This window comes from Chryseolinea lacunae, from assembly GCF_016735595.1.
In the GTDB taxonomy this organism is placed as follows: Bacteria; Bacteroidota; Bacteroidia; order Cytophagales; family Cyclobacteriaceae; genus Chryseolinea; species Chryseolinea lacunae.
Map to the genome: position 1 here is coordinate 295,105 of NZ_JAERRB010000005.1, position 14,123 is coordinate 309,227.

Annotated in this window: 13 protein-coding genes; 8 read left to right on the forward strand and 5 right to left on the reverse strand. The window is 52.0% G+C overall.

Annotated elements, in window-relative coordinates; translation table 11 throughout:
* The first annotated feature begins 61 nt into the window (after window positions 1-61).
* The gene (murA, locus tag JI741_RS16795) at window positions 62-1,369 is read left to right on the forward strand and encodes a UDP-N-acetylglucosamine 1-carboxyvinyltransferase (protein WP_202011603.1); all 1,308 of its coding nucleotides are present in this window, start codon (window positions 62-64) and stop codon (window positions 1,367-1,369) included.
* Window positions 1,370-1,575: 206 nt separating this feature from the next.
* Here the strand turns inward: murA and JI741_RS16800 are convergent, their stop codons facing one another.
* The 3 genes from JI741_RS16800 to JI741_RS16810 form a co-directional block, all read right to left on the reverse strand.
* On the reverse strand, window positions 1,576-2,349 hold the full coding sequence (locus JI741_RS16800; RefSeq protein WP_202011605.1) for an exodeoxyribonuclease III: 774 nt from the start codon (window positions 2,347-2,349) through the stop codon (window positions 1,576-1,578).
* A gap of 93 nt (window positions 2,350-2,442) precedes the next feature.
* Window positions 2,443-2,595 (reverse strand): hypothetical protein, encoded by a 153-nt coding sequence (locus JI741_RS16805; RefSeq protein WP_202011607.1) that lies wholly within the window; start codon window positions 2,593-2,595, stop codon window positions 2,443-2,445.
* 153 nt (window positions 2,596-2,748) lie between these two features.
* Window positions 2,749-3,081 carry a helix-turn-helix domain-containing protein gene (locus JI741_RS16810; protein WP_236676117.1) on the reverse strand — a complete coding sequence of 111 codons (333 nt, stop codon included), beginning with the start codon at window positions 3,079-3,081 and terminating at the stop codon, window positions 2,749-2,751.
* 491 nt (window positions 3,082-3,572) lie between these two features.
* Between JI741_RS16810 and hisS the strand changes: the two genes are divergently transcribed.
* The 5 genes from hisS to JI741_RS16835 all read left to right on the forward strand — a co-directional run bounded on the left by hisS (window position 3,573) and on the right by JI741_RS16835 (window position 9,892).
* The gene (hisS, locus tag JI741_RS16815) at window positions 3,573-4,940 is read left to right on the forward strand and encodes a histidine--tRNA ligase (RefSeq protein ID WP_202011609.1); all 1,368 of its coding nucleotides are present in this window, start codon (window positions 3,573-3,575) and stop codon (window positions 4,938-4,940) included.
* Window positions 4,941-4,984: 44 nt separating this feature from the next.
* Window positions 4,985-6,493: a histidine ammonia-lyase gene (gene hutH / locus JI741_RS16820; protein WP_369411811.1), complete on the forward strand. Its 1,509-nt coding sequence runs from the start codon at window positions 4,985-4,987 to the stop codon at window positions 6,491-6,493.
* A complete protein-coding gene (locus JI741_RS16825) occupies window positions 6,490-8,400 on the forward strand; it encodes a T9SS type B sorting domain-containing protein (RefSeq protein ID WP_202011611.1) in 1,911 nt (636 codons plus the stop codon). The genes hutH and JI741_RS16825 overlap by 4 nt, the downstream gene beginning before the upstream one ends.
* 155 nt (window positions 8,401-8,555) lie before the next feature.
* Window positions 8,556-8,891, forward strand: a complete 336-nt coding sequence (locus JI741_RS16830) for a YbaB/EbfC family nucleoid-associated protein (RefSeq protein WP_202011613.1) — start codon at window positions 8,556-8,558, stop codon at window positions 8,889-8,891.
* A complete protein-coding gene (locus JI741_RS16835; RefSeq protein ID WP_202011615.1) occupies window positions 8,888-9,892 on the forward strand; it encodes a glycosyltransferase family 2 protein in 1,005 nt (334 codons plus the stop codon). Before JI741_RS16830 ends, JI741_RS16835 begins: the two co-directional genes overlap by 4 nt.
* Here JI741_RS16835 and JI741_RS32560 read toward each other — a convergent pair.
* Window positions 9,889-10,116, reverse strand: a complete 228-nt coding sequence (locus JI741_RS32560) for a PspC domain-containing protein (RefSeq protein ID WP_236676118.1) — start codon at window positions 10,114-10,116, stop codon at window positions 9,889-9,891. The two genes, JI741_RS16835 and JI741_RS32560, sit on opposite strands and share 4 nt — an antisense overlap.
* A gap of 189 nt (window positions 10,117-10,305) precedes the next feature.
* Here JI741_RS32560 and JI741_RS16840 point away from each other — a divergent pair, with 189 nt between their 5' ends.
* Together JI741_RS16840 and JI741_RS16845 are read left to right on the forward strand one after the other, a co-directional pair.
* Window positions 10,306-12,081 (forward strand): TPR end-of-group domain-containing protein, encoded by a 1,776-nt coding sequence (locus tag JI741_RS16840; RefSeq protein WP_202011617.1) that lies wholly within the window; start codon window positions 10,306-10,308, stop codon window positions 12,079-12,081.
* Window positions 12,082-12,218: 137 nt separating this feature from the next.
* Window positions 12,219-13,199, forward strand: a complete 981-nt coding sequence (locus JI741_RS16845) for a pyruvate dehydrogenase complex E1 component subunit beta (RefSeq protein WP_202011619.1) — start codon at window positions 12,219-12,221, stop codon at window positions 13,197-13,199.
* 55 nt (window positions 13,200-13,254) lie between these two features.
* Here JI741_RS16845 and JI741_RS16850 read toward each other — a convergent pair whose 3' ends face one another.
* On the reverse strand, window positions 13,255-14,121 hold the full coding sequence (locus tag JI741_RS16850) for a flavin reductase family protein (RefSeq protein ID WP_202011621.1): 867 nt from the start codon (window positions 14,119-14,121) through the stop codon (window positions 13,255-13,257).
* Window positions 14,122-14,123 lie beyond the last annotated feature (2 nt).

Genomic DNA, 14,123 nt, shown 5'->3' on the forward strand with positions numbered 1-14,123 from the left:
GGCGCATTTTTTTATACATTTCGGTACAGATTCCACGTACTCATTTTTTCATTTATCACCGATGAGCATTTTCAAGATCAAAGGCGGAAAAAAGCTGAAAGGCGAAATCATCCCGCAAGGCGCAAAAAACGAAGCGCTGCAAATTCTTAGTGCAACCCTGCTTTCACCCGAGCCGGTCACCATTCACAATGTGCCCAACATTGTAGACGTGAACAAACTCATTGAACTCATCGGCGACCTGGGCAGCAAGGTGGAGAAACTCGGACCTGAGTCCTATCGCTTCACCGCGGCTAACATCAACGTGGCCTTTCTGGAATCAGACGAATACCGCAAGAAGGCCGCAGCCCTCCGGGGATCGGTGATGTTGCTCGGCCCCATCCTGGCCCGCTTTGGAAAAGCATCGATGCCCAAACCGGGTGGCGACAAAATCGGCAGAAGAAGGTTGGACACTCACTTTCTGGGCTTTCAGAAACTGGGCGCTAAATTCAACTTCGACGCCGAAGAGCACCTCTTCCACATCGACGCTTCCGAACTGAAGGGCTGCTACATGCTTCTCGATGAAGCCTCGGTGACCGGCACCGCCAACATCGTGATGGCCGCCGTGCTGGCCAAAGGCACCACTACCATCTACTACGCCGCCTGCGAACCCTACCTGCAACAGCTCTGCCTCATGCTCAACCGCATGGGTGCAAAGATCAGCGGCATCGGCTCGAACCTCCTCACCATCGAAGGCGTGACAGCGCTGAAAGGCACCGACCACACCCTTCTACCCGACATGATCGAGATCGGCAGTTTCATTGGCCTCGCCGCCATGACGCAGTCGGAAATCACCATCAAGAATTGTCGCATCGACATGCTGGGCATCATCCCCGAAATGTTCCGCCGCCTCGGCATTAAAATGGAATTCCGCGGCGACGATATTCATATCCCTTCACAAGATCACTACGAACTTGAGACGTTCATCGACGGCTCCATCCTCACCGTGTCGGATGCTCCATGGCCCGGCTTCACGCCCGACCTCATCAGCATCGTGCTGGTGGTGGCCACACAAGCAAAGGGCTCCGTGCTTATTCACCAGAAGATGTTCGAGAGCCGGTTGTTTTTTGTTGACAAGCTGATTGACATGGGGGCACAAATCATCCTGTGCGATCCCCATCGTGCCAACGTGATCGGCCTGGATCGCAAGCAACAACTCCGCGGCATCAAGATGTCGTCGCCCGACATACGTGCAGGCGTGGCGTTGCTCATCGCAGCATTGTCGGCCAGCGGCACCAGCGAAATATCCAATATCGACCAGATCGACCGCGGCTATCAAAACATCGATCAGCGGTTGAAAGCCCTGGGCGCGGATATCGAACGCATTGCGTAAAGGTTTTTGGATAACAGTCTGTTGACTGCTTCGACGTAAGCCTGCCATTTACTTCTTGTCACTTTGTCTTTGAATGTAAAGAGCTTCGACTTTAAAGTTCAATGCTATTGCATGAAGAAATTCCAGTGCGTTTTTTTATCACACTCATCTTCATCCAGTCGTATACCAAAGGCTACATGCAAGGGCCGTAAACCGGCCTTCAGTTTCTAAGCGGGGATTTCAATCTTCAGACCCACTGGGCAATGATCGGAACCCAGATATTGATCGTAGACCATAGCGTCTTTCACGTGATCCATGAGCGACTCGGTTACCAGAAAATAATCGATGCGCCAGCCCGTGTTCTTGGCGCGCGCGTTGGTCACATAATTCCAATACGTATACTTCACAGTCTCCGGATAAAACCTCCGGAACGTATCCACATAACCGGCTTCCAACAGGCGTGTGAAGCCGTCGATCTCGCGCTGCGTGTAGCCCGCAGACTTGTTGTAGTTTTCTTTGGGACGGGCAATGTCGATGGGCTGATGCGCCACATTAAAATCGCCACAGGTGATGACCGGCTTGCGGCGGTTCAGCCACAGCAAGTACTCACGGAACTCGCGATCCCACCGTTCGCGATAGTCGAGACGTGCCAGCCCTTCGCCGGAGTTTGGCGTGTAGACCGTGACGACAAAAAACGTGTTATACTCCGCCGTGATCACGCGGCCCTCCTGATCGTGCTCTTCCAACCCCATGTCGTAGGTCACTTGCAACGGTTCTTCTTTCGACAGGATGGCGGTGCCCGAATAGCCCTTGCGTGCCTTCGAAGAATTGACGTAGACATGATAGCCCGGCACCAGCTCCATAGACGAGCGCACTTCCTCTACGGCGGCCTTGGTTTCCTGGAAGCACAGAATGTCGGGGTCCATTTCCTTGATGTCTTTCAGGAAGTCTTTCTTGACGATCGACCGGATTCCATTCACATTCCAATTGACGAGGTGCATAGCAGAAAGGGTAAAGCGGTTGGGTGTTACAGGCCGTAAAATAAAAAAAGTCCTGCTTCGGCAGGACTTTTCAAATATTTTAAAGGAGAAAGATTAAGCTTTCTTCGCTTTGAATTCTTCTTTGATTTTCTCCACATCCACGTTTTTGATGACGGGTTGGAAATTCTGATTTTTCAGCGACTGACGTCTTACTGCTGATTTCGCCTTATCTTTGCGGCCTTTTCTCTTAAGTCTGGTTACTGACATGATTGAAATTCTTTAAAAGGAGCGCAAAAATAACCCCTATTTCCGGTTTTGCAAAGGCCCGTCTTTCTTTTTTTGATGGAATATGGAAAAGGCACGAAAAACTTTTTGCTCCGGCCTTGGCCTCAACCCCCGGCATTCATTGCCAAACCTGCTCTAAGCCGCTGAAATACGCTTGTTTTCGAGCTCAATCCGCATATTCACTTTGGCCTTCAGGGCATCGAAGATCCGGAGAATGGTGCCGATGGTGACGTTGGTAGCGTTTTTCTCCAGTTTCGAGATTTGCGCTTTCTGAACGCCCACCAGCTTACCCAACTGTTCCTGGGTGAGGTGGCGTTGCAGCCGCGTGGTTTTAATCATTTCTCCCAGCAGCTCCAGCGTCAGTTCAAATTCGTATTCGTCGCGCTTTGCCGTGCCTCGCTTGCCGATCATTTCATCCTTGATCTGCTCAAGGGTGTAGGTTTTGATTTTTGGTTCTTTTGCCTTCATTTGGTTTTGTATCTAGAAAGTAATGGTGCCTTAACTGATTTGCCCGCTCGATCTCCTGGCGCGAAACCTTGCCCTGTCTTTTTCATAAACCCGTGTGTCGCGATCACGAGCGTTTTGGTGTTTTCAACATCCCAGAAAGCCAGCATCCGGTATTGAATTCCCCTGATATAAAGTTCTGAATTCCCATATCTCGGACGTTAGCTTTTTGAAAGCGTTGGATCGTTCAAAAATCTCGCCTTGTCCAGATTGTATAGAATTTTCCGCCTCGCCTTCTCATTCAAGGGCCGATAAACGAACGGGCCTCCTCCAGAAAGAGAATTTCAAATTTTGCTTCCATACACTATCCGGGCTAACGGTAAAACAAAGATACAAAGTTTCCTTAAATGGAAACATTCTCCACCCATTTTTTTCACCCAAAGTGCCCAACAATCCGCAAAACCCCACAAACACCTTCGAATCCTAAATTTCCTTTTTAGCTTTGCCGCCATATTATGGAAAAACCCACCTTACCCAAAGGCACACGCGATTTTGGTCCGGCCGTGATGGCCAAGCGTCAGTTCATTTTTGAAACCATCAAAGGCGTATTTCAAAAGTTCGGCTTCCAACCGCTCGAAACTCCCGCCATGGAGAGCCTCTCCACCCTCACGGGAAAGTATGGCGAAGAAGGAGACCAGCTGCTGTTCAAAATTCTGAACTCAGGGGACTTTCTGAAAGACGTCGATGCCGCTACACTCGAAAGCAAAAACTCGAAGCAGCTGTCGTTTGCCGTTTCCGAAAAAGGCCTTCGCTATGATTTAACGGTTCCGTTTGCCCGGTTTGTGGTCATGAACCGTCACGAAATTTCATTCCCGTTCAAACGCTATCAGATTCAACCGGTTTGGCGCGGCGACCGTCCGGCCAAAGCCCGCTATCGAGAATTCTACCAATGCGATGCCGACGTGGTGGGTACCGATTCGCTCATCTGCGAAGCAGAAATCATTCTTATGATCACCGACGTCTTCAAAGGACTGAACATAACCGACTACACCATCAAGATCAACCACCGGGGCATCCTGTCGGGTATTGCAGAATCTATTCAGGCCAAGCAAAACGAAACCGCGTTGTTTGTGGCCATCGACAAGCTTGATAAAATTGGTGTCGACAAAGTGAAGGAAGAACTTCGCCCCAAAGGATTTTCGGAAGAAAACCTCACGGCCTTGTTCGACATCCTGAACGTGAAAGGCTCTACCACCAACAAGATTGCATTCCTCCAATCGCGCTTCGACACCAGCGAGAACGGACAGAAAGGATTGCGCGATCTCCAGGAAGTGTTCACATTACTAAAAAGCTACAACGCATCCGACAAACACGTAGAGTTCGACGTGTCGCTGGCCCGCGGCCTCAGCTACTACACAGGCTGCATCTTTGAAGTAAAGATCAACCACGTGGGCATTGGCAGTGTGAGCGGCGGTGGTCGCTACGACAACCTCACGAAAGCCTTTGGCGATAAAGAAAATCTGTCGGGTGTTGGTTTTTCCTTTGGTGTGGACCGCATCTATGACGCTATGGAAGAATTGAGTCTCTTCTCCAAAGGAACACAGGCATCGTCTAAAGTTTTGGTCTGTCATTTTGATGATGACAGCCGCTACTATGGCCTGGGTGTGTTGTCGGCATTGCGCGAAGAAGGCATTGCTTCCGAGATTTATCCCGACCAGGTGAAACTGAAAAAGCAACTGGACTTTGCCAACAAGAAAGCCATTCCCTATGCCATTGTGATCGGCCCCGAAGAAGCGGCATCCGGGCAACTTGCTTTCAAGGACATGGAAAAAGGTGAACAACAAAAGCTCACCCTGGCACAAATTATTTCAACGTTAAAATAAGTCGTGGCGCCTTCGGCCTGGTGCGAAACCTTGACCTTGCAGCCGTGAAGACACAAGACGCTATGGTGCACTACATATCCAGCAAACCCCTCACGCTCCAGGACCTCGCCCTGCTGCACGCCGGCAAATTGCCCGTGCAACTTTCGGACGAGGCCCGCGACAAAATTGTGCGCTGCCGCGAATACCTCGACCAGAAACTACAAAGCTCAACCCAATCCATCTACGGCATCAACACCGGCTTTGGGTCGCTCTACAACAAAAACATTTCGGCCGACCAGCTCGAACAACTCCAGGAAAATCTCGTGATGTCGCACGCCTGCGGAACGGGCCCCGAAGTTCCGCCGGAGATCGTGAAGCTCATGATCTTTCTGAAAATACAATCGCTCGCCTATGGCTATTCCGGTGTGCAGCTTGAAACCGTGAACCGCCTGGCGGAGATGTTCAACAAAGACGTGCTGCCGGTGATTTATGAAATGGGTTCATTGGGCGCATCGGGCGACCTGGCACCGCTGGCACATTTAACACTCCCCATCATTGGCCTGGGCGAAGCGCATCACGAAGGCAAACGACGCACGGGCGAAGAAATCGGCAAGGCCCTGCACTGGTCACCCCTCCGTCTTCAGGCAAAAGAAGGTTTGGCCATGTTGAACGGCACGCAATTCATGAGCGCCTATGGCGCATGGTGCACGCTGCATGCCCATCGGATTCTTAAGCTGGCCAACATCATTGGTGCGCTTTCGCTGGATGCGTTCGATGGCCGCATCGAGCCGTTTCTTCCGCAGGTGCACACCATTCGGCCCCACGCCGGACAAATGCGCGTGGCCGCAAAAGTGAAAGAACTGTTGCAGGGAAGCGAACTCATTCTGCAGGCAAAGAAACATGTGCAGGACCCCTACTCCTTCCGTTGCATCCCACAGGTGCACGGCGCCAGTGCCGACACCATCGACTATGTGACCGGTGTGTTTCTGGTGGAAGTGAACAGCGTGACCGACAACCCCAACGTGTTTCCCGAAGAAGACACCATCATTTCGGCCGGCAATTTTCACGGCCAGCCACTGGCCCTCGCGCTCGACTTTCTGGCCATTGCGTTGGCCGAACTGGGCAGCATTTCGGAGCGCAGAACCTACCAGCTCATCGCCGGATTGCGCGACCTGCCCAATTACCTTGTGGCCAATCCCGGTATCCATTCCGGACTGATGATACCGCAATACACCGCTGCTTCCCTCGTGAGCCAGAACAAACAACTCTGCTCGCCGGCTTCCGTCGACTCGATCGTGTCGTCGAACGGGCAGGAAGATCATGTGAGCATGGGCGCGAACGCAGCCACAAAAGCCTATCGCATCGTGAACAACCTGTATTCCATTCTGGCCATCGAACTGCTCACTGCCGCACAGGCGCTGATGTTTAGACGACCTTTGAAAACTTCTCCTTATCTTGAAGATTTCGTGGATACTTTCCGAAAGACCGTGCCGTTTATAGAGGAAGACCGCGTATTGCATGACGACATTAAAAAAGCAGAAGAATTTCTGAAACACTGGGAGCCCGCTTCATGAATTGTAAACCCGTCATACTTTTCCTGTTTCTGATCCTGGCTGCACTGACCCTCCAGGCACAGCCGCCCTATCAAAGCACAAACCCGAGTCCCCCGCGTTTTGAAGTTGACCAGGTGCGTGGATGCGCGCCGCTCACCGTCACCATCACCCAATTTTTGAACGGCTACCAATGCAACGGCACATCGCCGTGCGACATGGACTATGAGGGCAACAACACGTTCGAATCGCTCAAGTTCAGCCACACCTACACAACACCGGGCAAGTACACCATGCGGGTGCTGTTTCAGGCGTCGGGCTTCGCCGAGATTCCCATCGAAGTCTATCCCAACATACAGCCGGAGTTCGACATCTACACGTGTGGCGGAAATCAGGTGCAGGTGAAGGTGACCGACACCAACTACAATCAATACGTCATCAACTACAACGATGGCTCTCCGGATGTGATCGTGCCCTCGGGCAGCCTCGCCAAAGACAGTCACACCTTCGGATCTTCGGGTCCCAAGAACATTACCGTGCGCGGAAGATTTCTGAATGCCGACGACAACTGCAACGCCATGACCAAGCCGGTGGATGCCGTAAGTTCTCTTGCCCCACCCGCCATCACAAAACTCACTGTGACGGCCAGCGACCAGATTCAACTCGACTTCGACAACAAGCCGAATGTGATCTACAAATTGATGATTGCCACCAACGGTGGCAACTTTCAGGCCTTGCAGAATGTATACAACACCACGTCGGTCACCGTTCCCAACGTGCGGACCGACGACAACTACTATTGTTTCCGCCTGGACGCATTCGATCCCTGCTTTAACACCACCGCCGCATCCAACACCATTTGCAGCGCCAATTTTGATCTGGTCACACAGAACAATGTGAACAAGTTGCTGTGGGCCACATCCTCTGCGGGCATTGCCAGCTTCGCCATCACAAAAAACGGTGTTATGGCCATCGGCATCGCCAACGCCGCCGCGGTTTCTTATGACGACACCAACGTGGTGTGTGGCACCGAGTATTGCTACGAACTGACGACGAGCTACATCAACGGCAGCACCAGCACTTCCCTGTTGAAATGTGGAAAAGCTTTCTCCACAAATATCCCTTCCGTTGTGACGGACATCTCCAGCGTGGTGAGCGACAACACTGTGAAGCTGCAATGGACACAAGACCCGCTGTTCACCGTCAAAGAATACACGATGGTGAAATCCACCAACGGCAATTTCAGCACCATTGGCACAACGGCCACGCCAACGTTCACCGATGAAGCCTACGCTGCCGACGCGGCATCGTGTTATCGCATCACCTACAAAGACGCCTGCGACAATGCCAGCCCGGCCAGCGTTGACGTGTGCCCGATTGTGCTTTCGGGCGCGTTGCAAAGCGACAACAGCATCAATCTCAACTGGACGGACTACGCCGGATATGTGAACGGTGTGGCCAACTACCGCGTCGAGAAGTTTGACGATCAGGGCAACCTGCTTCAGACCTTCGACATGGGCACGGCCATTACGTTGCTTGACAACAGCCAGGACCTCGTTAACCAGGTCTACGTGTATCGCGTCACGGGCATCGCCAACGACGGCGGCCTCATTTCATCGGTGTCCAACACGATCACCATGATCAAAGAGCCCAACCTCTTTTACCCCACAGCCTTCACACCCGGCAACGACGGCCTGAACGATGTATTCAAAATCTTTGGTCAATACACAGCCAAGTTCGAATTCAAGATCTTCAACCGCTGGGGCGAACTGCTGTTCATCACCAGCGACTTCTCGCAGGGTTGGGACGGCACCTACAAGGGAAATCTGATGCCCGAAGGCACCTATGTGTTCCGCGCAAAAATCACCGACTTCATAGACCGAACCTCAGAACGCTCGGGCACTATTGTGCTGTTCAGGCGAAACAAGTAAGGCACACGCTCAACAACGAGCGGGGCATTCTCCGAACCGAATGTTTCGGCGCCAGCAAAAACTATCCGTCAACATCTTTACCTTTGCCCCGTGAGGAACAGCCTTGCGCTGCTTTTTCAAGAAACAAAATACACCAACCGAAACAAGCGACCTATATGTTTGATATGATGAAGATGATGGGTAAGGTAAAGGAATTCCAGACCCGCATGAAGGAAGTACAAGAAGGCCTCGGCAAACTGAAAGCCTATGGCGAGTCGGGCGCCGGCATGGTGAAGGCCACGGTGAACGGAAAGAAACAATTGATCTCCGTCGACATCGACCCTGCGTTGATGAAAGCTGAAGACAAGATGATTCTGCAAGACCTGGTGGTGGCGGCCGTGAACAAGGCCATGGAAGAAGCCGACATCATGGCCAAGGAAGAAGTGCGCAAGAACACCGAGGGCCTGTTGCCCAACATTCCCGGTATGGACCTCGGCAGTTTGATGGGATGAGCCGCACGGCAGTTGTCATTCTGAACTACAACGGCGAAACGCTGCTGCCCCGATTTTTACCGTCGGTGCTCCTGCATTCGGAAGGTGCCGAAATTATCGTGGCCGACAATGGCTCCACTGATGGCTCCGTGGCCTTGCTCAGGCAGTCGTTTCCCCAAGTGCGTTTGGTGATCCTCGACAATAACTATGGGTTCTGCGGCGGCTACAACCGTGCCCTTGCGCACGTGCAAGCCGATGTGTATGTGCTGCTCAACTCCGACATCGAAGTGACGCCGCGCTGGCTGTCGCCACTGGAAGAGCTCCTCCAGACCCGTCCGGAAATTGCCGCGGTGCAGCCAAAGATTTTATCCTACAACAAGAAAGATACCTTCGAACATGCCGGGGCAGGCGGTGGTCTCATCGACGCATTGGGCTATCCGTTTTGCCGTGGCCGTGTGTTTGATTCTGTCGAGCAAGACACCGGTCAATACAACGACACCACCGAAGTCTTCTGGGCCTCGGGCGCATGCCTCGCGATTCGGGCCAATCTGTTTCATCAACTGGGCGGCTTTGACGAAGACTTCTTCGCGCACATGGAGGAGATTGACCTGTGCTGGAAGCTGAACCGGGCCAGGCACAAAGTATACTACTGTGGCCAAAGCACCATCTATCACCTCGGTGCCGGCACGCTGGGCTACAACAGTCCACGTAAGACGTACCTCAACTTCAGGAATGGTCTGTCACTGATCTTCAAACATCTCAACCCGGGCGAACTGCTGGTCAAGCTGCCACTGCGCATGATGCTCGACTGGCTGGCGGCGGTGGTGTTCCTCCTGAAAGGGCAGGCGGGGAACTTCAACGCGGTGGGTAAAGCGCACCTGCATTTTGTGCTGCACATCGGGCGGGATAGGCGAAAAAGACGGTTACTTCGCGCGATCTATCCGGCCTATAGCAAGACCTCGGTGTTCCCGGGATCCGTTGTGTTTTCGTATTATATGAAGGGGAAAAGGAAGATCGGCTAGTAGTCCCACACGGCTGTGCGCTTGCGCAAATGTTTGCGCATGTTCATGACGAAGGCAAGGGACAAATAAATGATGACCGGTGATCCGAAGGTAATAAAGGTCGTATAGATGAAGAAAAGGCGAATGGAGGATGTTGCAACACCTAACTTTTCACCCAGGTGCGTACACACACCAAAGGCATGGGTCTCAAAGAAAAGTTGAATTTTATCCGTTAGACGGTCCATATCAGCGGTCCATTATACTTTCGACTTCCCAAAAAGTTGATTTGTCGACCAAAAATCCGGCTTACAAATATAACGCGTCAGGCCCTTCAAAATGTCGGGCTGCTTCATATTTTTTTGAGTATAATTGCAAAAAAATACACATAAGTATAGTTTTGCAACCTGTTTAAATCAACCATAAATCTAAATCCAATGAGAAAAGTAGTTTACTCATTTCTAGTCTTCGCAGTATTGACCCTCGCGGGCTGTACCCTGCCCAAGATGGTGAAAATGTCAAAAGACCAGCAATTGACGGTTACGCCGAACCCGCTGGAGGTTCACAAGGACACTGTTGCCTTCGACTTGGCAGCAAACCTGCCCGTGAAGATGCTGAAGAAGGGAACAGTATACACCCTGAACAGCTTCTACAAATACGGCACCAGCGAATTGGCCCTCGACCCTATTCCTTTCAAAGCGGAAGATTATCCCAACAGCAAAACTGAAGCTCCACGTGTTACAAAGAGCTTCTCGTTCCCTTACCAACCTGCTTACAAAGTAGGCACATTGGAAGTGGAAGGTGTTGCTTCGAAAGGTGAAAAGGCGAAGAAAACTCCCCGTCTCCCAGTAGCTACCGGTATCATCACAACGTCGAAACTCGTGAAGCCTGTGTCATTCGCAGCGTTCGCAGAGCACGGCTATAACAACCAGGAAGAACTTGTTCCCGTGGTTATCCCTGATTTCATTTTCGAACAAGGTCGTTCGGTACTCAGACCTACTGAGATCAAGAGCACAAAAGGTAAGCAACTCGATGCATTCATCGCCAGCAAAAACGCTACCCGTACCGTTACCATCACCGGTACTCACTCTCCTGAAGGTGCTGAGCGTATCAACGCTAAATTGTCTCCCGATCGCGCTGCCGCCATCGAAAAATTCTATCGTGCTGAAATGAAGAAGTACGACTACAAAGGCAAAGCCGATTCAATCAACTTTATCCTGAAGCCTGTTATCCAGGACTGGAACGAATTCAAAACTGCTTTGTCTTCTTACGAAGGCATCTCTTCCGAAGAGAAAGCTGAATACCTGAACATCATCAACGCCGGTGGTTCTTTCGAAGATGTTGAAAAACAATTCAAGAAACTGAAGACTTACAAGAAAGTGTTCAAGGATGTATATCCTAAGTTGAGAACTGCGAAGACTGAGATCCTGATCGTGAAAGACAAAAAGACCGATGCTGAAATCTCTGTATTGTCTAAGCAAGTAACACAAGGTTCGGTTTCTGCCGACACGCTTTCTTTCGAAGAACTGATGTATGCTGCAACCCTCACACCTTCTTTGGAAGAGAAAGCAGCGATCTACGAAGCCGCTACTAAAAAAGGTTCGAACTGGAATGCACACAACAACCTTGGTGCAGTATACATCGCACAAGCCAACGAAAACCCTAGCAACGCAGCCGCTTTGGCCGACAAAGCTCAGGCTCAACTTGACCTGGCTGTGAAACTGAACGAAGCTCCTGAAGTACACGCCAACCTGGCCTCTGTAGCAGCCCTGAAAGGCAACGCATACGCTGCCTACAGCCATGCTTCGAAAGCCCTTGGCGCTGGCCTCCGCGGCGACAACGCAGCCGGTGTGAACGGTGTGAAAGGTTATGCCGAAATCGTGAAAGCACAATACGCTGCCGCGGTTAGCTCAGAGTCTTCTGCAACCGACAACGCCGACAACCTCTTCAACAAAGGTCTTGCTCAGGTGTTGAACAAAGACTACCAAAATGCCTTGACTTCTTTCAAAGAAGCTACTAACAAAAACAGCAACCTGGCTATCGCTTACTACGGTGCCGCTGTTGCCTCTGCCCGCCTTGGCAATGCCGAAGGTGTGGTGAGCAACCTGGGCAGCGCTGTGAAAGCTGATCCTTCCCTGAAAGAAGCAGCTTTGAGCGACCTGGAATTTGATAAATTCAAAGCCTCTGAAGCATTCAAAGGCGCATTGAAATAAACGATTCTCATTGGTTAAACAGAGAGCCCTGGCCAAAAGCCGGGGCTTTTTGTTTGTGCCCGGCCCAATAAAAACCGGCGAATTCTTTTATCCTGTTAATCCTGACCCTATTTTTACGCACTTTCTGAAGAAATGCTATGAGAGAAATCCAGTTTAGAGAGGCCCTTCGTGAGGCCTTGAACGAAGAAATGCGCAGAGATCCCAGCGTAATCTTGATGGGGGAAGAAGTGGCAGAATACAACGGCGCCTACAAGGTGAGCCAGGGTATGCTGGACGAATTCGGACCGGAACGTGTGTTGGATACGCCCATTTCTGAGTTGGGCTTTGCAGGCATTGGCGTGGGCGCGGCCATGAACGGCCTCCGTCCTGTGGTGGAGTTCATGACCTTCAACTTCTCGCTGGTGGCCATCGATCAGATCATCAACAGCGCTGCCAAGATCTATTCCATGTCGGGCGGACAATACAGCGCTCCCATGGTGTTTCGCGGCCCCACCGGCAACGCCGGGCAGTTGGGTGCCCAGCACTCTCAGAACTTTGAAAACTGGTTTGCAAACACCCCTGGTTTGAAGGTGGTGGTACCTTCCAATCCCTACGACGCCAAAGGCCTCCTCAAGTCTTCCATCCGCGACAACGACCCCGTGATCTTCATGGAGTCGGAAGTGATGTATGGCGACAAGATGGATGTGCCCGCAGAAGAATACCTCATTCCCATCGGCTTGGCCGACATCAAGAAGCCTGGCACCGATGTAACCATTGTGTCGTTTGGCAAGATCATGAAAGTGGCCCTGGCCGCGGCTGCAGAGCTTGAGAAGGACGGTATTTCGGCCGAAGTAATTGACCTGCGTTCGGTTCGCCCCATCGACTATGCTGCGGTGGTGGAATCGGTGAAGAAAACCAATCGCCTCGTGATTGTGGAAGAAGCATGGCCGCTGTCGTCTATCGCGACAGAGATCACCTATCACGTGCAGAAGCATGCCTTCGACTACCTCGATGCTCCTGTGCAACGCGTGAACAGTTTCGACGTGCCCCTGCCCTACGCACCCACGCTCATCGAAGCTATTCTGCCCAACGTGGCCAAGACCATCAAGGCCGTGAAAGCCACGCTGTACAGAGACTAGTACGACATTTTTCGTTAACGATAATTCAGAAGCCCTTTGCAGGGCTTTTGTTTTTTCAGGCCAGCAGGATCGTCCAGGCTTCAACCACCTGCCCTTGTTCCAGGTAGCCCTGGGCGAGTCTGTGAACGGCCTCTTCGCCTTTCATTTTGGCCTGGTGAAATTCCGGTGTGCTCTTCCTCTGCGCGATCTGGTCGGCGCCGGGGATCTTCTCCACGTTGCCCAGCATGCCCAGGTTGTTTCCCGTCAGCACCCTGCTGTTCCGGATGTGCAGGGGAATCTGATCGAACCCGATGCCGATGGCCTGCAACGGCTTTGGCACCTTGAAGATGGCATCGGCCTGCACGCGGCAATACCAGTCGCCACCAAGCCTCGCCACAACATCCAGCTTGAAGGGATCGATCTTTCCGCGGTCGTCCAGAATCGCTTCGTTCACGTGTATCATCACCACTTCGCACAGCACCAGGTTGCCCGCACCTCCACCATCGCCCGTGTTGATGACTTGCGTGACTTTGCATTCGAACGACACGGGCGACTCGGCCACGCGGGGTGGACGAACAACCCGAGACGGTGCTTCTGTGAAACCCGCCTTCACAAACTCGTTGACCCCGCGTGGATATTCAACGCTGGCCAGCGACGTTTGCTGCACCATGGCATAGTTCACAATGTTGATGACTACCTCGGGCACTTCCAGCACATTTTCGAGCGTGTGTTTTGTGGTGTTGTCGCGGCCGCGTCGCGCAGGCGAAAACACCAGCAGTGGCGGGTTGTAGCCAAAGCAGTTGAAGAAACTGAACGGACTGAGGTTCACGTTGCCCTCGCGATCTATGGTGCTGGCAAACGCAATGGGCCGTGGTGTGACGGCCCCCAACAGGTATTGATGAAGTTCTGGAAGCGATACGTTGTGCGGATCAATGGTGAGCATAC